At 72.0% G+C, this 18,710-nt stretch carries 17 protein-coding genes; 6 read left to right on the plus strand and 11 right to left on the minus strand.

Features of this window, described 5'->3' with window-relative positions; genetic code table 11:
• Positions 1-130: 130 nt before the first annotated feature.
• On the plus strand, positions 131-715 hold the full coding sequence (locus BMH31_RS06570; protein ID WP_099724492.1) for a hypothetical protein: 585 nt from the start codon (positions 131-133) through the stop codon (positions 713-715).
• A gap of 34 nt (positions 716-749) precedes the next feature.
• A complete protein-coding gene (locus BMH31_RS06575; RefSeq protein WP_099724493.1) occupies positions 750-2,177 on the plus strand; it encodes an amidase in 1,428 nt (475 codons plus the stop codon).
• Between the two features lie 186 nt (positions 2,178-2,363).
• Here the strand turns inward: BMH31_RS06575 and BMH31_RS06580 are convergent, their stop codons facing one another.
• The 7 genes from BMH31_RS06580 to BMH31_RS06610 all read right to left on the minus strand — a co-directional run bounded on the left by BMH31_RS06580 (position 2,364) and on the right by BMH31_RS06610 (position 9,457).
• On the minus strand, positions 2,364-3,170 hold the full coding sequence (locus BMH31_RS06580; protein ID WP_306460333.1) for an SDR family oxidoreductase: 807 nt from the start codon (positions 3,168-3,170) through the stop codon (positions 2,364-2,366).
• Positions 3,167-4,402 carry a Gfo/Idh/MocA family oxidoreductase gene (locus tag BMH31_RS06585; protein ID WP_099724495.1) on the minus strand — a complete coding sequence of 412 codons (1,236 nt, stop codon included), beginning with the start codon at positions 4,400-4,402 and terminating at the stop codon, positions 3,167-3,169. The genes BMH31_RS06580 and BMH31_RS06585 overlap by 4 nt, the downstream gene beginning before the upstream one ends.
• A 7-nt stretch (positions 4,403-4,409) precedes the next feature.
• Positions 4,410-5,204, minus strand: coding sequence for an ATP-binding cassette domain-containing protein (locus tag BMH31_RS06590; RefSeq protein WP_099724496.1), 795 nt, complete (start codon positions 5,202-5,204; stop codon positions 4,410-4,412).
• Positions 5,201-6,262, minus strand: coding sequence for an ABC transporter permease (locus BMH31_RS06595; RefSeq protein WP_099724497.1), 1,062 nt, complete (start codon positions 6,260-6,262; stop codon positions 5,201-5,203). Before BMH31_RS06595 ends, BMH31_RS06590 begins: the two co-directional genes overlap by 4 nt.
• A gap of 56 nt (positions 6,263-6,318) precedes the next feature.
• On the minus strand, positions 6,319-7,314 hold the full coding sequence (locus BMH31_RS06600) for a substrate-binding domain-containing protein (protein WP_099724498.1): 996 nt from the start codon (positions 7,312-7,314) through the stop codon (positions 6,319-6,321).
• Between the two features lie 165 nt (positions 7,315-7,479).
• Positions 7,480-8,490, minus strand: coding sequence for an inositol 2-dehydrogenase (gene iolG / locus BMH31_RS06605; protein ID WP_099724499.1), 1,011 nt, complete (start codon positions 8,488-8,490; stop codon positions 7,480-7,482).
• A 46-nt stretch (positions 8,491-8,536) separates the two neighbouring features.
• The gene (locus BMH31_RS06610; RefSeq protein WP_099724500.1) at positions 8,537-9,457 is read right to left on the minus strand and encodes a sugar phosphate isomerase/epimerase; all 921 of its coding nucleotides are present in this window, start codon (positions 9,455-9,457) and stop codon (positions 8,537-8,539) included.
• Between the two features lie 159 nt (positions 9,458-9,616).
• Between BMH31_RS06610 and BMH31_RS06615 the strand changes: the two genes are divergently transcribed.
• The gene (locus BMH31_RS06615) at positions 9,617-10,216 is read left to right on the plus strand and encodes a TetR/AcrR family transcriptional regulator (RefSeq protein ID WP_099724501.1); all 600 of its coding nucleotides are present in this window, start codon (positions 9,617-9,619) and stop codon (positions 10,214-10,216) included.
• Positions 10,213-11,994, plus strand: coding sequence for an alpha/beta fold hydrolase (locus tag BMH31_RS06620; protein ID WP_099724502.1), 1,782 nt, complete (start codon positions 10,213-10,215; stop codon positions 11,992-11,994). The genes BMH31_RS06615 and BMH31_RS06620 overlap by 4 nt, the downstream gene beginning before the upstream one ends.
• A 34-nt stretch (positions 11,995-12,028) precedes the next feature.
• Here BMH31_RS06620 and iolD read toward each other — a convergent pair whose 3' ends face one another.
• Genes iolD through iolC form a run of 4 tightly spaced genes read right to left on the minus strand, consistent with a single transcriptional unit; the run spans position 12,029 to position 16,900 of the window.
• Complete coding sequence (gene iolD, locus BMH31_RS06625; RefSeq protein WP_099724503.1) at positions 12,029-13,954, minus strand: 3D-(3,5/4)-trihydroxycyclohexane-1,2-dione acylhydrolase (decyclizing); 1,926 nt, start codon at positions 13,952-13,954, stop codon at positions 12,029-12,031.
• Positions 13,951-14,919 (minus strand): 5-deoxy-glucuronate isomerase, encoded by a 969-nt coding sequence (gene iolB / locus BMH31_RS06630; RefSeq protein ID WP_099724504.1) that lies wholly within the window; start codon positions 14,917-14,919, stop codon positions 13,951-13,953. Before iolB ends, iolD begins: the two co-directional genes overlap by 4 nt.
• Positions 14,916-15,866: a deoxyribose-phosphate aldolase gene (locus tag BMH31_RS06635; RefSeq protein ID WP_168187903.1), complete on the minus strand. Its 951-nt coding sequence runs from the start codon at positions 15,864-15,866 to the stop codon at positions 14,916-14,918. Before BMH31_RS06635 ends, iolB begins: the two co-directional genes overlap by 4 nt.
• Positions 15,863-16,900: a 5-dehydro-2-deoxygluconokinase gene (gene iolC, locus BMH31_RS06640; protein ID WP_099724505.1), complete on the minus strand. Its 1,038-nt coding sequence runs from the start codon at positions 16,898-16,900 to the stop codon at positions 15,863-15,865. Before iolC ends, BMH31_RS06635 begins: the two co-directional genes overlap by 4 nt.
• Positions 16,901-17,072: 172 nt before the next feature.
• On the opposite strand from iolC, the gene BMH31_RS06645 reads away from it, so the two are divergent.
• On the plus strand, positions 17,073-17,831 hold the full coding sequence (locus BMH31_RS06645) for a GntR family transcriptional regulator (protein WP_099724506.1): 759 nt from the start codon (positions 17,073-17,075) through the stop codon (positions 17,829-17,831).
• Between the two features lie 33 nt (positions 17,832-17,864).
• Positions 17,865-18,635, plus strand: coding sequence for a hypothetical protein (locus BMH31_RS06650; protein WP_099724507.1), 771 nt, complete (start codon positions 17,865-17,867; stop codon positions 18,633-18,635).
• The last annotated feature ends 75 nt before the right edge of the window (positions 18,636-18,710 follow it).

The raw sequence follows: 18,710 nt of genomic DNA on the forward strand, positions 1-18,710 counted from the left end.
CACTCGACCGGGGTAGGAGGGGAGACGGAGTGGGGTGGGCGGGGGACGGGGCGGGACGCAGCGAGGCAGCGGGTCGTAGGCTGGTGGGATCCGGCGGCCGACTCCGCCGCCCGACAACGAAGGGCCCGAGATGACCCACGAGCCGCAGAACGAGCTGCCCCCGGAGCTGCGCGAGTACCCCGCCGAGAGCCCCATCCCGACGGAGGCTCCGCGCCGCGGGCGCCGCGTCGGACCACTGGTCGCGATGACTCTCGCACTGCTGCTCGCCGTCGGCGGCGTCTTCGCGCTGCCGTTCAACGTCGGCGGCGCCTGGACCCAGCCGACGGTCGACTTCGAGCAGGCGACGCTCGCCAAGGTCGCCGAACAGACGGAGGGACTGCAGCCGCTCTGCGGCGAGGGTGTCGATCCGTCGAGCGTCCGCGTGGCCGGTCGACCCGCGAAGGACGTCCTCTTCGTCGTCGCGCGCACGCCGTCCGGCGCGCTCTGCGGCATGGCCGCCGACCCGAGCGGGACGGTCTCGTTGGCTTCCAGAACGCCGAATACTCCGGTCTCCGGAGTCGTCTCCCTCGGTCCGGATCAAGGCTATCTGGCGTTCTGGCTCGCGCCGGCCGCAGCCGGCGCCTCGGGGTTCCGGTCCGACTTCAAGCTGTTCTCCTCCGAGGCCGAGTCCTCGACCTGGTCGGGCTTCGGCTCCGACGCAGGGTCCCCCGCCTGAGCGCTGACGCACCCGCAAGTGACACACTCGGTGCGTGAGCGATTCCGCACCGACTCCCCCGCACGCACCGTCCGTTGCGCTCCCGACGGCGCTCGAGCTGCGTGATGCGCTGCGCCGCGGCGAGGTCTCGGCGGTGGAGCTCGTGCACGACGCCCTCGACCGGATCGCGGGCGACGAGCTCGGCGCCTTCGTCAGTGTGCAGCCCGTGGCGGCCCTCGCCGAGGCGCACGACGGCGACGCGCGGGTCGCCGCGACGCCGCGCGAGGAGCGCGGATCCCTGCCGCCGCTGCTCGGCCTGCCGACCGCGCACAAGGACCTGATCGATGTGCGCGGCGCGGTGACGAGCCACGGCAGCCGCGCGGTGCCGCACGTCGCGGCACGGCACGATTCGCCGGTCGCCGCGGCGGTCCGCGCCGCGGGGGCGATCTCGCTCGGCAAGACGCAGGTCCCCGAATTCGGCATCGCCGGGTACTCGGAGAATCTGGTCGCACCGCCAGCCCGCAACCCGCACGACCCAAGCCGCACCCCCGGCGGGTCCTCTGGCGGGTCAGCGGCTGCGGTCGCGGCGGACCTGATCCCGCTCGGGGTCGGCAGCGACGGGGGCGGCTCGATCCGGATCCCCTCGGCCGCGTGCGGTCTCGTCGGGCTGAAGCCGGGCCGAGGCGCGGTGCCGGCGGACCGCGGGAGCGGACTCGTCGACGAGATCGGCGCCCCACGGCTCACCGTGTCGGGACCGATCGCCCGGACGGCCGCCGACGCCGCGATGCTGTTCGACGCGATGCGCGGCCTCGCGTCCGAGCCGAGTCTCGCGGCGGTGCGGCGGGCGCACGAGCTGCGCGGCCTGCGTATCGGCGTGACGCTCCGCTCCCCGTTCGAGGGGGAGGTGCCGGTCGCGTACTCGCCCGACGCGCTCGCGGCGCTGGACACCGCCGTCACCCGGCTCGGCGAGACGGGGCACCGCATCGAGGAGGCGGACTGGGTACCGGATCCGCGCTATCCCGGGGCGTTCACGGACGTCTGGACGGCGGGCCTCGCCCGCATCGACTTCGGCCCCGATGCGGAGGCGCTGCTCGGCGAGCTGGCGGCAGCGTTCCTGGCGCGCGCCCGGCGGGCGTCGCCCGAGCGGCTGATGCGCGCGGCGCGCACGCTGCGCGAGTTCGCCGCGGATTGCGTGCGGCAGTGGGGCGCGTACGACGCGATCCTGACGCCCGCGCTCGCGTTCGCGGCGCCCCGGGTCGGCGCGTTCGTCGCGGCCGGGCCGGAGGACGACTACCGCCTGCAGTGCGAGTGGGCGCCGCAGACATCGATGGTGAACGTGGCGGGCCTGCCTGCGATCGTCGCGCCGACCCACCGGGACGCGGCGGGGCTTCCGTTCGGGGTGCAGCTGATCGGCCGAACCGGTGCGGAGACGACGCTGCTGCAGCTCGCGGAGCAGTTGGCACCCTCGGTTTCGACTCGCTAGCGCGCGCTCGACCACCGCAATCCCGGCGCCGAGCGAACGGCCTGCGGGGCGGGCGCGGTGTCTGGGATTGCCCGGCGGCGCATCGGGGTTGGCGTGGCGCGACGGAGGAGCGACATCGCCGGGGGATCCCCGCCTAAGCCGCGGGGCAATCCCAGACACCGCGCCCGCCCCGACCGAGAGCGACCCCTACTCGTACGCCCCCACGACGGTCTGGTCCCAGTCGATGATGGATCCGGTGACGACGCCGCTGCGGTCGCTGAGGAGGAAGACGACGGCGTCGGCGATCTCGTCGGGCTGGCCGAGCTTGCCCATGGGCATCGCGGCGGACGCCTGTTCGAGCCAGCCGTCCTCGGCGCCGTGGAACTTCTGCTGGGTGGCGTTCTCGCCGGGGGTCGCGGTCCAGCCGATGTTGAGGCCGTTGATGCGGATCCGGTCGAAGCGGTGCGCGAAGGCGGCGTTCTTGGTGAGGCCCGCGAGTCCGGCCTTGGAGGCGACGTAGGGCGCGAGGTAGGGCTGCCCGCCGTGCGACGAGATGGTGATGATGTTGACGATCGTGCCGGGCGCTCCGCGCCGCTGCATGTCGGCGACGGCGCCCTGCATGGTCATGAAGGGGGCGACGAGGTTGACGGCGAGGTGTTCGCCGAGCAGTTCGCGTGTGGTGTCGGTGAGGCTGCCGCGGGTGGGCAGGGCGGCGGCGTTGACGAGGCTGTCGATGCGGCCGAAGCGTGCGACGGTCTCGGCGACGGCGCGTTCAGCTTCGCCGGGGACCGCGAGGTCGGCGACGACGGCGATCGCGTTCGCAGGTCCGTCGTCGCTCCGGAGCGCGGCTTCGTGGATCTCGGTGAGCGCGCGTTCGGCTTTCTCGGCGGAGCGTCCGACGATCGCGATGCCGGCGGCTCCTTCGCGGGCGGCGGCGCGTGCGATGGCGAGGCCGAGGCCCTGGGTGCCGCCGGTGACGAGCAGGATCCTGCCGGCCATGAGGTGCTGCATCATGCCTCCTGGGGTGCGGTGAGGGCCGCGGTCGTGCCGGGTTCGGTGGGGATCCGTTCCCAGCTGCGTTCGGCTGCGGAGCGTTCGGCTGCGGAGACGACCCGGGCGGCCGAGAGGGCGTCGTGGATGTTCGACGCTGCGGCGTCGCGGCCGAGCACGGCGGAGAGGAACTTCTTGGCTTCGATGACTTTGAGGTCGTCGTAGCCCATGGAGGTGCCGGCGCCGGGTTGGAAGCGTCCGAATTCGCCCATGCCGGGGTGCGCCATGACGGTGGTGTAGCCGGGGTCTTCGGTGCCGAGCGGCGTGGAGACGCGCAGGAAGTTGAGCTGTTCGAAGTCCCAGATCGCGGATCCGCGCGTGCCGTAGACGGCGATCCCGTAGCTGGCGCGGGGGCCGACGGCGACGCGGGAGGCTTCGAGGGTGCCGACGGCGTCGGCCGCTACGGCGTCGCCGGAGAGCCGCACGAGCATGCCGGCGTAGTCCTCGTTCTCGACGGGTGCCATCTGGCCGCCTTCGATGAGGGCGAAGTGGGTGCCGGTGCCCATGGGCAGTTCGGGTCGTTCGGCGTAGACGGTGGAGGTGAGCGCGCTCACTTCGGCGACGGGCCCGAGCGTGTAGTGCACGAGGTCGACGAGGTGCCCCATGAGGTCGCCGAGCACGCCGGATCCTGCGAGTTCGCGCACGAAGCGCCAGGAGCGGGCGCCGCGCGGGTCGGCGGAGTAGTCGGCGAACATGTGGCCGCGCACGTTGGTGACGCGGCCGAGGGCGCCCGAGGCCACGAGCGCGCGGAGGTGCTCGACGGCGGGGGCGTGCCGGTAGTTGAAGCCGATGGAGGTGATGACGCCGGCCGCGTCGGCGGCTTCGGCGACGGCCGCGGTCTCGGTTTCGCCGCGTCCGACGGGCTTCTCGATCCAGAAGTGCTTGCCGGCCCGGGCGGCGGCGATCCCCATCTCGGCGTGCAGGAAGTTGGGGGCGCAGATCGAGACGACGTCGACTTCGGGGTCTTCGAGCACGGCCCGGTAGTCGGCGGAGGCGCGCTCGTAGCCGAGCACGTCGACTGCTTCGCGGCGCCGATCCTCGGAGGTGTCGGCGGCGTGCACGAGCCGCGGACGGACCCCGAGGTCGGGATAGGCGTATGCCAGGTTTCGGTAGGCGCGGCTGTGGAGCTGCCCCATCCACCCGACGCTGATGAGGCCGACCCCGACCTCGGTGGTTCCGTTCGCGAGCGTGCGCATGCGCCTCCTACTTCCGCGTCGCAGAGATCTCGTGGGCGAGCGATTCGAGCTCGGCGCCGCCGGCCATCGCCTGCACGAGTTCTTCGAGCTCGACCTTGCCGCGTTCGAAGTCGGCGATCATGCGTCCGCGGTTGAGCAGGTAGAAACGGTCGCCGACCATGAAGGCGTGGTGCGGGTTGTGGGTGATGAACACCACTGCGACGCCGCGTTCGCGGGCGGCGAGGATGTACTTCAGCACGATGCCGGACTGGCGCACGCCGAGGGCGCTCGTGGGCTCGTCGAGGATCAGCACCTTGGCTCCGAAGTGCACGGCGCGCGCGATGGCGACGGCCTGTCGTTCGCCGCCCGAGAGGGTGCCGATGGGCTGGTTGGTGTCGCGCAGGTCGATGCCCATCTCCATGAGCGCCTGCTTGGTGATGTCCTGCGACTTCTTGACGGACATGAAGCCGAAGAGCTTCGGTCCCTTGACCGGCTCGTTGCCGAGGAAGAAGTTGCGCCAGATCGACATGAGCGGCACGGTCGCGAGGTCCTGGAACACGGTGGCGATCCCGCGTGCGAGGGCGTCGCGGGGCGACGAGAACTCGACTGCTTCGCCTTCGACGCGGAACGCGCCGCTGCTCGGCTTGTGGACGCCCGAGAGGGTCTTGATGAGCGTGGACTTGCCGGCGCCGTTGTCGCCGAGCACGCAGGTGACGGATCCGGGGTCGACTTTGAGGCTGATGTCGCGCAGCGCGATGACGCTGCCGAAGCTCTTGCCGACGTTCTCGAGTTCGAGGGCCGGCGTCTTGGATTCCTGGGTCATTTCTTCCGACCTCCCTGTGCGCGACGCGAGATGGTGATGTTGATGAGCACTGCCGAGAAGAGGATCACGCCGAGGAACGTCGAGACCCAGTCCTGGTCCCACAGGGCGTAGGGGATGCCGACCGCGGCGAAGCCCATGATGAGCGCGCCGATGGATGCGCCGATCGCGGAGCCGGCGCCGCCGGTGAGGAGGCAGCCGCCGACGGCCGCGGCGATGATGTAGTAGAACTCCTGGCCGACGCCCTGGCCGGCCTGCATGCCCTTGAGTCGCAGCACGAACATGACGCCGACGAGCGCGGCGGCCATGGCGGTCATCATGAAGAGCAGGATCTTGGTGCGGTCGACGGGGACGCCCGCGTTGCGCGCGGCGTTGGCGTCGCCGCCGACGGCGAAGATCCAGTTGCCGAAGACGGTGCGGGTGAGCAGCAGCGTCGCGATGACGGTGAGCAGGATCCACCAGATCACGGAGATCTGGAAGGTGGTGCCGCCGATGGAGACGGTGCTGGCGAAGAGCGCCTGGGCCGAGTCGTAGCCGTCGCCCTGGTCGACGCCCGAGACGCGGACGGTGCCGGTGATGCCCTTGGTGACGGCGAGGTTGACGCCCTTGAGCACGAAGAAGGTGCCGAGGGTGACGATGAACGAGGGCAGCTTCGTCTTGACGACGAGCATGCCGTTGATGAAGCCGACGACGGCCGCGAAGACGAGGGTGACGACGATCGCGAGCCAGACGTTCATGCCCCATTCGGTGATGAGGAGGCCCGCGAGGAGGCCCGCGGTGCCGACCATGACGCCGGTCGACAGGTCGAACTCGCCGCCGATCATGAGGAGAGCCACGAACACGGCGACGATGCCGACGGGGGCCGCGAAGTCGGTCCAGCCGGCGGCGCCTTCGAGCGTCGCGAAGTTGCCGGTGGTGTCGGAGAAGGCGAACACCAGGAAGATGGCGACCGCTCCGATGAGTGCGCCGAGCTCGGGACGGCGCAGCACCTTGAGGTACCACGGCGTCGTGCTCACGCGTTCGTCGAGCTTGATGTTGCTGGTTTCGGTGAGGAATGTCATGGTCTCTCCCTGCGAGGGACGGGGCCGGCGGTGCGCCGCCGGCCCCGTCGTCCGCGTTAGCGCAGGCCTTCCTTCACGGATTCCTGCACGGCCTTCACGTTGTCCTTGGTCACGAATGCGGGACCGGTGTAGACGGGGAGCCCGCCGCCGATCTCGATCGCGTCCTTCACGGCGAAGTACAGCAGCTGCACGGCCATGTAGCCCTGCGCGTACTGCTGCTGGTCGATACCGAACTGCAGGGTGCCTGCGTCGATCGCCTTGAGGGCGTCGGCGGAGAGGTCGACGGTGCCGACCTTGATGTCGCGGCCGACGGTCTTGACGGCGGGGAGGACGGCGCCGGTGGCGACGTCGGCGTTCAGCGCGAACACGGCGTCGATCGACGAGTCGGCCTGGAGTGCGGCGAGGATCTTGGCCTGCGCGCCGTTCAGGTCGGCGAGCGCGCCGTCGGCGTTGAACTCCTGGACCTTGCCCTTGAAGGTCTCTGCGGCGCCCTTGCAGCGATCGGTGAGGCCGGAGTTGGCGGCTTCCTGGATCGGGCAGAGGATCTTCTTGACGCCGAGCTCGTTGAACTTCTCGCCCGCCTGGCGGCCGGCGACGATCTCGTCCTGGCCGACGTGGGTGAAGGCGCCGAGGTCCTTGTAGACGCTGGATCCCGAGTTGATGGTGACGGTGGGGATCTTGGCGTCGCTCGCCGCCTTCATCGCGGACTGGATCGCGCCGGGGTCGGGTGCGGAGGCGGCGATGCCGCTGCAGCCGCCCTTGACGCCGGCTTCGATGGTGGACGCCTGCTTGGCGGCGTCGTTGGTCGAGCCCTGGTAGTCGAGGGTGACGCCGAGCGTCTTGGCCGCGTCTTCGGCGCCCTTCTGCGCGACGGCCCAGAAGGTGCCGCCGTCGCCGTGGGTGTAGACGCAGATCTTGATGTTCTTGTTGTCGGGGGCGGCGCTTCCGCCGCCGCCTCCGCCCTTCGCGCCGGTGCCGGAGCAGCCGGCGAGCGCCAGGGTCAGGGCCGCAGCGGTGGCCACTGCGGCAGTGATGAGCTTCTTCTTCACCATGATGACGGTGCCTCATTTCCTCTTCATTGAGCTTTGCGAGGTGGGACGTGAACGGCCCTGTTCGCCAGTATCTTCCATCCCCGGATCAGGATCCAGCGATTCGGGGATATTTGTTATGACATTAGGGCATTTGAGACCAGATTGTTGCAAACTCCGCGCAAAGCTTCAGTTGAACGGCATCGCAACGACGCTACCGGTCTCGGCGGACCTCTGGGCGGCATCGGCGAGCAGCAGCGCGGCGCGGCCGTCGTCGAAGGTCGGGCTGTCGGACGGTTCGCCGCGCATGAGGCGCAGGAACGCGTCGAGCTCCGCTGAATACGACACGGCATAGCGATGCAGGAACTGCGGTTCGTAGGGCGCGCGCGCATCCACCGCCGTCGCATTCGACGCACTCACCAGGCTGAGCGACGGATTGTTCGCCTGCAGGGAGCCGAGCGACCCGAACGCCTCGATCCGCTGGTCGTAGCCGACGGCGCTGTGCCGCGAGTTGATGATCGTGACGATCGCACCCGACGAGGACTTCAGGGTCACGACGGCCGTGTCGAAGTCGCCGTGCTCGCGCGCGCCGTCGTCGAAGAGCGTGCTGCCCGTCGCGCTCACCTCGACGATGTCGGGCAGGAAGAACCGGGCCATGTCGAAGTCGTGGATCGTCATGTCGCGGAAGATGCCGCCCGAGACCCCGATGTAGGCGGCGGGCGGCGCCGCGGGATCCCGGCTGATGATGGTCAGCTGCTCGAGCGGCCCGATCTCGCCGGCCGCGACGCGGGCGCGCACCTCGGCGAACGCCGGATCGAAACGGCGGTTGAAGCCGAGCGCCACCGGCACCCCCGACGCCGCCACCTTCGGCCGCAGCGCTTCGACGCGCGCGATGTCGAGGTCGATCGGTTTCTCGCACAGCACCGGGATCCCGCGATCCACCGCCGCCTCGATGAGCGGGACGTGCGTGGGCGTCGGCGCGGCGACGAGGATCGCGTCGACCTCGCCCGAGTCGAGCAGTTCGTCGCTCGAATCGGTCACGCGACCGCCGAAGCGCGCCGCGAGCGCGTGCGCGCCGTCGACGAACGGATCGGCGATCCAGCTGAGCTCGGTCTCGGGATGCGCCGAGATGCTCGTCGCGTGCACCAGGCCGATGCGGCCCGTGCCGATGAGCCCCATGCGCACTCGGTTCTGCGTCATTGCTTCGGTTCCTTCTGCTCGTGGTGCGGTTCGGGAGCGCGTCCGCTCAGGCCCAGGGCCGGAGCGCCTCGCGGTTGGTGCGGTGATCGGCCAGGCGCCGCTCGGCGAAGGTCGCGAGGTCGATGCCGGCCTCGGGCAGCACGTCCTGTTCGACGACGACCCAGCCGGCGTAGCCCGCCCGATCCATGGCGTTCATGATGGTCGCGAGGTCGATGTCGCCGTCGCCGAACGCCGCGAAGGCGCCCGAGCTCCAGACCTCGACCATGCCGCCGCCCGCTTCGATGACCCGGGCGAGCTCGGCGCGGTCGACGTCCTTCAGGTGGAGGTGGTTGATGCGGGGCGCCCAGCGCTCCACCACGGCGGCGGGATCGCCGCCGCCGAGCAGCAGGTGCCCGGTGTCGAAGGTGAGGCCGACGTCGACCCGCTCGAGGAACCGCTCGACCTCGTCGGGCGACTCGACGAAGGTGCCCGCGTGGTGATGGAAGGTCGGCTCGAGCCCGGCCGCGCGCACCCGGTCGGCCGCGCGGGCGGCGTTCGCGGCGAGGCGGTCCCAGCCCGCGGCGTCGAGCGGGTCGACGGCGAGGCCGGGCCGCGCCTGGCGCGCTTCGGACCCGGAGTCCGCGAGCGTCGGCTTGGGCCGGAACGCGTCGGGTCCGCCGAGCGCGGCGGCCGCGTCGGCGAACACCGCGAGCGCCGCGTCGAGCTCGGGCAGTGCGGCCTCGAACGCGTCGTCGTCGCTCATGGGCAGTTGCACCCAGCCTCCGGCGAGCCCGAAGTCGTGCGCACGCAGGCGCGAGATCAACGTCTCCCCTTCGCCGAGGTAGCCCGCCGGCCCGAGATCGATCCCGGCGTACCCGGTCTCGTCGAGGATCTCGAGCATCTGCTCGGGGGCGATCGTGTCGGCTCCCTCGGGGGTGAGCTCGAACACTCCGAAGCTCACCGGGGCACCGGCGACTCGTGCGTCCATGCGTGCGCCTCCTTGCGCTGTTCGATCGCTCGGGCGGCTCCGCCCGAGGCTTTGATAAGACAATAGAGCATTTCTGGGGCGCCCGCTATCCGCCCGGACCCCGATTCCAACGATCGTCTCGTTTGCTAAAAATATGTAGACCGGTCTATTCTTCTGATCATGACATCCAAGGGAGATCTGACCCGAGCGCGGCTCGCGGCATCCATGCTCGAACTCATCCAGACGAGCGGTTACGCCGGCACCGGCTTGAACGCCGTGATCGAGCACGCCGCCGCCCCGAAGGGGTCCGTCTACTTCCACTTCCCCGACGGCAAGGAGGGCCTCGGAGTCGCCGCCGTCGAGCTGGCTGAGGCCCAGTTCGCGGCGCTGATCGCCGAGGCCGCCGCTCAGGCCGGAAGCGCCGCCGGTGCCGCGCGGGCCGCGATCGAGGCGTTGGCCACCCTCGTCGGCGAGAGCGACTTCCGCCTCGGCTGCCCGGTGTCCGTCGTCACCCTCGAGATGGGCGCGGAGAGCGAGCGGCTGCGCGAGGCCTGTGCGACGGCCTTCGAGTCGTGGATCACCCCGACGGCGGGGCTGCTCGTGGCGGACGGACTCACCGAGACCGAGGCCCGGTCGCTGGCGACCGTCATCGTCTCGATGATCGAGGGCGCGGTCATCGTCTCCCGCGCGACCCGGAGCACCCAGCCGCTGCACGCGGCCGCCGACGTCGTGGTCGAGCTCATCGAGGGGCGCATCGCGCAGGCGGGCGGCGCCCGATGAGCGCCGAGCAGACTCCGCGCAACGCCCTGGTCTTCGGGGCCTCCGGCCTCGTCGGCCGCACCCTCATCCGCTCCCTCGTCGAAGCGGGGGCGAACGTCACCGCCGCGGTGCGCAGCGTCGATTCCGGAACCGGGCTCGTGCGCTGGCTGCGAGAGCGCGGCGTGACGCAGAGCATCTCGGTGGCGATCGTCGACTTCGAGACACCCGATCTGCTGCCGGGCGGGCCGGCGGCCTTCAGCCGCATCACCGAGATCCACAACTGCGCCGGCTCCTTCCGATTCGGCATGCCGGCGGACGAAGCGCGCCGCGCGAACGTCGGCATCGTCGAGAAGGTCGTCGACTTCGCCGCCGGGCTCCCCCGGCTGCAGCGACTGCTGCACATCTCCGGCTACCGTGTCGGGGGCCAGGATCCCGCCGCGGTGCCGTGGTCGGACGCGCACCGAGCCGCGGTCTACGCGGAGCTCGGCGGCTACGAGGCATCGAAGGTGGAGTCCGACGCGATCTTCCAGGCCCGCGCGACCGAACGCGGGGTCCCCTGGACGATCGTCAATCCGGCGACCGTGATCGGCGACAGCGTCACCGGCGAGTCCGACCAGCACATCGGGATCGCGAACACGATCGAGCAGATGTGGCAGGGCACGGCGACCGCGCTGCCCGCGGGGAACTCCACGTTCGTGCCCGTGCTCACCGTCGATTACATGACCGCGTTCATGACCGCGGCGGCGATCGATCCCGACGCGAACGGGAAGGCCTATTGGCTCCTGGACGACGCCACCCCGCCGCTCGCCGAGCTGCTCGCGCACGCTGGCCGGCACCTCGGGGCGAAGGTCCCGAAGCTGCGGATCCCGGTCGGCGTGATCAAGCGGCTCCCGCAGGGGATCACGGGGGCGGATCCCGAAACCCTCGGCTTCCTGTCCTCCGAGCGCTACCCGACCGGACCCGCCGTCGCGCTCGCCGCGCGGCACGGACTCGCCATGTCCGACGTGCGCGCCTCGCTCGAGCGCTGGGTCGACTACATGGCCGCGCACCGGTTCGGCGCCGCGAAGGGCGGCGACCGACGCTTCGTCGATGCCGGCGGCGTGCGGACCTTCACGCTGGGCGCGCCCGACGCGCGGCGACTGATCCTGCCCGGGCTGCCGGTCAACGCCGACACCTGGGCCGACGTCGCGGCGGGCATCGAGGCGCGAGCGGTCGATCTGCCCGGGCTCGGGCTGAGCGGCGGCATGGGCATCCGCGACTGGGGACGCTGGCTGCCCGCGCTCCTGGGCGAGGAGCCCGTCGAGCTCGTCGGGCACTCGATCGGCGCGGCCGCGGCGGTCACCGCCGCCGATCGATTCCCCGAGCGTGTGGGGGCGCTCACGCTGATCGCCCCGTTCTTCCTGCAGGCTCCTGCGGGCGCGGGGACCCGCCTGCAACCGGTCGTGCGCGGCGTGCTGCGCCGCACGAGCGCGAGCGCGCTGTCGCGCCGCCTCACCGGCTCGGAGGCGAGCGCCGCGCAGCTCGCGAGCAGCGCCCAGGATCTGGGGCGCGGTCGCGCCAGGGCCGTCGCCGAGCACCTCGCGCAGGCCGGCTCGGAGCGCTGGCGCGCCGAGCTCCGCGAAGCGCTCGCACGGTTCCGCGGCCCGGTCCGCATCGTCACCGGAAGCGACGACCCGCTCGATCCGGCCTTCGCGGAATCGCTCGCGGCGCAGCCGAACGTCGAGCTGCACGAGGTGCGGGGCGCCGGGCACCACCCGCAGCTCACCCACCGCGACGCGCTCGTCGACCTCCTCGCCTGAGCGGATCGGGAGCGGGAGCGGCGGTCCCGCCGGGCTACCCCAGCAGGGGCCGCTGCGCCCGTACCTGCTCCTCGTACTCGGCGCGGGCCCGCTGCGTGGACGCGAGCTCCGAGACCTCGGCCACCGGCACGTCCCACCAGCCCTCGCCGTCGGGCGCGTAGACGAGCGGGTCGCTGTTGATGTGGATCACGGTCGACCGCGGCGACGCCTTCGCCGCGACCACGGCCTCGCGCAGCACCTCGGCGGCGCCGGCGGCGACCGGGATCTCGACCACATCGACGCCGTAGCTGCGGGCGTTCATCGCGAGATCGACGGGGAGCACCTCGTCGCCCTGGAAGTTGCGGGCCTCGGGGTCGTAGCGCCGGTACTTCGTTCCGAACCGCCCCGAGCCGACCGTCTCCGACAGGTGCCCGATCGAGGCGTAGCCGTGGTTCTGCACGATCACCACGACGAGCTTGATCCCCTCGGCGACGGCCGTCGCGAGCTCGGTGCTGAGCATCAGGTACGAGCCGTCGCCGACCATCACGATCACATCGCGATCGTCGCCGTCCGCTTCGAGCCCGCGCTTCGCGCCGAGCCCGCCCGCGATCTCGTAGCCCATGCACGAGTACGCGTACTCGACGTGGTACCCGAGCGGATCCCGCACCCGCCACAGCTTGTGCAGGTCGCCCGGCAGCGATCCCGCGGCCTGCACGATGACGTCGCGCGGATCGCTCGCGGCGTGCACGGCGCCGATGATCTCGGACTGGCCGGGCAGCGCGGCACCGGTCGGCGCGAGGGCCGTGTCGACGACGCCGTCCCACTCGCCCTTCTCGCGAGCGATGCGCTCGGCGGATTCGGCACCGAGGCGCCATCCGTCGAGCGCCGCGCCCAGTTCGAGCAGGGTCTCGCGGGCGTCGGCGACGACGGGCAGCTGCGATCCGTGCTTGATGGCGTCGAACGGCGCCACGTTGATGTTCACGAAGCGCACGCCCGGGTGCTGGAACGCGGTGCGGGAGGCCGTCGTGAAGTCGCTGTAGCGCGTGCCGATGCCGATCACGAGGTCCGCCTCGGCGGCGATGCGGTTGGCGGCGGTGGTGCCCGTGGCCCCCACTCCGCCGAGGTACTGCGGGTGGTCCCACGGCAGGGCGCCTCCGCCGGCCTGCGTGGTGCCGACCGGGATCCCCGTCGCCTCGACGAACGCGCGCAGCGCGTCCTCGGCACCCGAATAGATGACGCCGCCGCCGGCGACGACGATCGGGCGCTTCGCGGAGCGGATCGCCTCGGCCGCCGCCATCAGCACATCGCGCTCGGGGCGCGGGCGCCGGATCCGCCACTCGCGCGGCTCCAGGAACTCGACGGGCACGTCGAGCGCCTCGGCCTGCACGTCCTCGGGCAGCGCGATGGTCACGGCCCCGGTCTCGGCCGGATCGGTGAGCACGCGCATGGCGCCGAGCGCGATCGAGAACAGCTGCTCGGGGCGCTGCACGCGGTCGAAGAACCGGGACAGCGGGCGGAACGCGTCGTTGACGGTCAGCCCGATATCGTGCGGCTGCTCGAGCTGCTGCAGCACCGGATCGGCGACGCGGGTCGCGAAGGTGTCGCTCGGCAGCAGCAGGGCGGGCAGGCGGTTGGTCGTCGCGAGCGCTGCGCCCGTCAGCAGGTTGGTGGCGCCCGGACCGACCGAGGCGGCCGCGGCGAACGTGCCGCGGCGCCGGTGCATGCGCGCGTAGCCCACGGCCTGGTGCACCATCGCCTGCTCGTTGCGGGCCTGGTAGTAGGGCATCAGCGCCGGATCCTGCGCGTTGAGCTGCTGCAGCGCCTGGCCGACGCCGGCCACGTTGCCGTGACCGAAGATCCCGAAGACGCCGGGCACGGTGCGCTCGCGGATCTCGGCTCCCGACGCGTCGCGGTCGACGGTCCACTGGTGGGCCAGGAACTCGACCAGCGCCTGGGCGACGGTCATGCGGCGGGTGCTCATCGTGCGGTCTCCTCGGTGTCGGTGGCGGGCGCGGTGTGCGGAGCGAACGGCAGGCGGTCGTCGATGCCGAGCCCGTCCCAGGTGCTGCGCACCCAGCCGTGCGCGGGATCGTCGCTGATCAGCCAGACCCGCTCGGGGTCGGGGCCGGCCATGACGTTCAGATAGTAGAGGTCGTAGCCCGGTGCCGCGACGGCGGGGCCGTGGTAGCCGAAGGGGATCAGCGCGACGTCGCCCGTGCGCACCATCGCATCGATCTCGATGTCGCCCGCGGGCGACGAGTAGGTGCTGAACATGCCGAAGGCGTGCGCCTCGCTCGCCTCGGGCGCCGCGCCGCGCGCCGGAGCCGACTCGAAGTAGTAGATCTCCTCGAGCCGCGACTCGTGGCCGGGCACGTGCTCGTCGTGCTTGTGCGGCGGGTACGACGACCAGTTCTCGGCCGGGGTGATCACCTCGCACACGATGAAGCGAGCCGCGTCGAGCGCCTGCGGCGTGCCGAAGTTGTGCACCTGGCGGCTCGATGCTCCGCCGCCGCGCAGCTCGACGGGCACCTCGTCGGTGCCGATGCGCCGGGTGGGCAGCACGCGGTCGGTGGGTGACGTCGCGATCGCGAACCGCCCCGGTCCGCCGACGGCCGCGATCTCGGCCGAGGCGGTCGCCGCCGACAGGTAGAGCACATCCGTCGGCCCGTCGAAGACGGAGGCCCGGCCGACGAGCTCGGTCGTCGTGGCATCGCCGTCCGCCTCCGAGTGGGTCACCGCGAAGGATCCCGCGAGCGGCACGACGAGCCGTTCGACACCCGTGCCGTCGAGCGCGATCCGTTCGCCGGCCTCGAGCCGCGCGACCCGGAGGCCGGTGTGCGCCCAGCCCGGCGTCCGCTCGTCGACGACCGTCTCCCAGCCGCCGTCGGCCAGCGCTCCGCGCCGGTGGAACCAGCGCTCCCCGCCGCCGTTCGCCCGCTCGCTCATGCCGCCCCCTCCGTCGCCGTGCCTGCCGTGGACGCCGTGGAGGTCGTCAGATCACCGTGCACCAGTCGCGCGGCCGTGTCGACCGCGGCGGTCACATCGCCGTCCTGCGGGTAGAGCAGAGTGCGCCCGACCGTGAGACCGCGCACGCCGGGCAGCGCGAGGGCGCGTTCCCACGCGGCGAACGCCGCATCGGGGTCCCCGCCGCCCTCGCCGCCGAGCAGCAGGGTCGGCATCGTCGTCGCCTCCATCACCCGCTCCATCTCGTCCACGACGGGCAGCTTCATCCAGGTGTAGGCGCTCGACCGGCCCAGCCCCGATGCGATGGCGATCGAGAGGATCACCGCCTCGGGGCTCAGGTCGTTGACGACCCGACCGGTCCCGGCATCGCGTCCCGAGACGAACGGCTCGAGCATGATCGGCAGCCGGGCGTCGGCCGCGGCGTCGACCGCGCGCGCGGTCGCCTCGAGGGTGGGCGCGGTGCCGGGATCGTCGAGGTCGATGCGGATCAGCGTCTTCGCGAAGTCGAGCCGCTGCGCGACCATCGCGGGCACGTCGTAGGCGGTGTAGCGGTCGTCGAGCTCGAACGATGCCCCGCGCAGGCCGCCCCGGTTCATCGATCCGACGACGATCTTGCCGTCGAGCAGGCCGAGCGCCGCGAGGTCGTCGATGACATCGGGGGTGCCGAGCACCCCGTCGACGCCGGGGCGGCTGAGCGCGTGGGCGAGGCGGTCGATGAGCTCGCCCCGGTCGCCCATCGCGGTCGGATCCCCGCCGGCCGCGAGCGCGCCGCGCGCCGGATGGTCGGCGGCGACGATGAAGAGGCGTCCATCGCCCGCGAGCAGGTCGCGGCGTTGGCGGGTGGCCAGGTAGTCGCCGATGGCCTCGGGGCGTTCGGCGCGCGTCGCGCGCAGGCGCGCCAGGTCGGCGTCGCTGAGGTGCAGGTTCATCGTCGGACCGCGCCTTCCGCTGCGAGGCGGGCTATGTCCCGCGCCTCGGTGTCGCGCACCGCGTCGGCGGATCCGCCGGCGAGCACCGCCTCGACCTCGGCGGAGCTCGGCATGGCCGTGGAGCACTCGCGGCGGGTGGCGACGATCGCCCCGGCCGCGTTCGCGTACTGCAGGATCCGTTCGAGGCCCCAGCCCTCGAGCAGGCCGTGGCAGAGCGCCCCGCCGAACGCGTCGCCCGATCCGAGGCCGTTCACGACCTCGACGAGGTGGGGCGGCACCTCGACCGTCTCGTCCGCGGTCTTCGCCAGCACGCCCTTGGGCCCCTGCTTGACGATGGCGAGCCGCACCCCGCTCTCGAGCAGCGCGTCGGCGGCGCGCAGCGGCTCGGTCTCGCCGACGGCGACCTCGCACTCCTCGCGGTTGCCGACGGCGACCGTCGCGTGCGGGAGCGCGCGGGCGACCTGCGCGCTCGCTTCCGCGGGATCCGGCCAGAACATCGGCCGGTAGTCGAGATCGAGCACCGTGTGCTGCGCGGTCGGCACGGGGCTCGCGCTGCGCGCTTCGAGAGCGGCGTGGTGGGCGGCTCGGCTCGGCTCCTGACTCAGCCCGGTGACGGTGAGCCAGAGGATCCGTGCGGCGCGGATCGCGTCGATGTCGAGGTCCTGCGGGGCGATCTCCAGGTCGGGCGCCTTGGGCTCGCGGTAGAAGTAGAGCGGGAAGTCATCGGGCGGGAAGATCTCGCAGAAGGTGACGGGCGTCGGGTAGCGCGGGTCGACGCGCACCTCTCGCGGGTCGACGCCGAGGCGTGCGAGCTCGGCGAGGAGGTACCGGCCGAACGGGTCGTCGCCGACGCGCGACACGAGGGCGCTCGCGTGGCCGTAGCGCGCGGTCGCCACGGCGACGTTGGCCGCGGAGCCCCCGAGGTACTTGCCGAAGCTCGTGACCTCCTCGAGCCCCACACCGTCCTGCAGCGGATACACATCGACGCCGAGGCGGCCCATCACCAGCGCGTCGTCGGGATCCCGGTCAGCCATCGCCGACCTCCTCTCGGGCATCATTGCCGATCATTTGTCCTAACAATATCACTTTCTCGGAGTCCGTCCAGCGGTCGGCCCCCGCGAAGCCGCCGCAGGGCTCGCCCGAATCGGCGTAGGGTGGACTCACGTCTGGTTGTCCGCACAAAGTGCGGAAGGGGAGGAGGGCGAGATGAGCGCAGAACCGGTGTGGCCCGAAGAGCTGTTCGTCGATCTCGACCGCAACGGCCCCGTGCCCCTCTACTACCAGGTGTCCTCGCGCTTGGAGGAGGCGATCCGCTCGGGCCGCATCCCCGCCGGCGCCCGACTCGAGAACGAGATCTCGATCGGCGAGCGCCTCGGGCTCTCGCGCCCGACCGTGCGCCGCGCGATCCAGGAGCTCGTCGACAAGGGCATGCTGGTGCGCCGCCGCGGGATCGGCACCCAGGTCGTGCAGGGCCGCGTCAGCCGCCCCGTCGAGCTCACGAGCCTGAACGAAGACCTGAGCCGCACCGGCCACGCCCCCACCACCGAGGTGCTCGAGGTCGAGCGCGAGCCCGCGAGCGACGAGATCGCCGCGCAGCTCGGCGTCGAACCCGGCACCGAGGTGACCCGGATCCGCCGCCTGCGCCGTGCCGACGGCACCCCCATGGCGATCCTCGTGAACTACCTGCCGCCCGAGTTCTCCGACCTCACGGCAGAGCAGCTCTCGGAGCGCGGCCTCTACGAGATCCTGCGCGCCCGCGGCATCGCGATCCGCATCGCCAATCAGACGATCGGCGCACGCCGCACGCACGGCGACGAGGCCGAGCTGCTCGACATCGCGAAGGGAAGCCCGCTGCTCACCATGGACCGGGTGGCGTTCGACCACTCGGGTCGCGCGATCGAGGCCGGCCACCACTGCTACCGCCCCGACCTCTACTCGTTCGAGACCACGGTCGTCGCGCGCTAGCTCGGTCGACCGGCTCCACGGAAGGATCCTCCGATGAGCACCACCGACCCCGTCGCCGAGCGCCGTCGCCGCGAGGCCGCGCGCCGGGGCTCCCCGACCACCGCCGTCGGCCTCGTCGTCACCGGTGCGCTGACCGCCATCGGCGCGGGACTGGTCGCGGCGTCCCTGCTCGCCTTCGCCTCGATCGGCGACTTCACCGAGGCGCCGTTGTTCCCGTGGCCCGCGCTCGGCCTGGCCCTCGGTATCCCCGCCCTCGTCGCCGGCTCGATCGTGCACTCGGGTCTCGCCCGCCGATTCACCGGCCGGGCGCTCGAGTACCCCGTCGTCGGCCCGCTCACGACCCAACTGCTCGGCGCCGCGGTCGGCGCCTGGGTCGGCTGGCTCGCACCCGTCGCGGGGCCGCCGGGAGGCGTCTGGTGGCTCGTCCCCGTCGGACTCACCGTGCTGGCGCTGCTCGCCCTCGTCACCGGGATCCGCGGCCGTCTCGGGAAGCGCGCGGCGCGCGCGTCGCTCGCGGCCCAGCTCGCGACCGGCCGCGTCACCGCGGGCGAGGTCACCGCGATCCCCGAGATCGGCCCCGATTCCGGCGGGCTGCTCGGCGAGATCGTCGTGCGATTCGTCGACGACGCCGGGACGGATCGCTGGGTGCAGCGGCTCGGCCAGTGGAGGCGGCACGAGCTGCCGAAGACGGGCGACACCGTCGCCGTGCTCTTCGACCCCGCGGCGCCCGGCGACACGAAGCGGATCTGGATCGGCCCCGCAGACTCCCGCACCGTCGAGGACTTCTCGCGCTGGACCCTGTAGCGCTCCGGCGCCCGCGCGACGCACTGACGACCGAGGTGCATGGCGCCGCTCGAGGCACCGCGAACGCCGAACGGG

Origin of the sequence: Leucobacter sp. OLIS6 (assembly GCF_002752355.1) — a bacterium.
GTDB lineage: Bacteria > Actinomycetota > Actinomycetes > Actinomycetales > Microbacteriaceae > Leucobacter.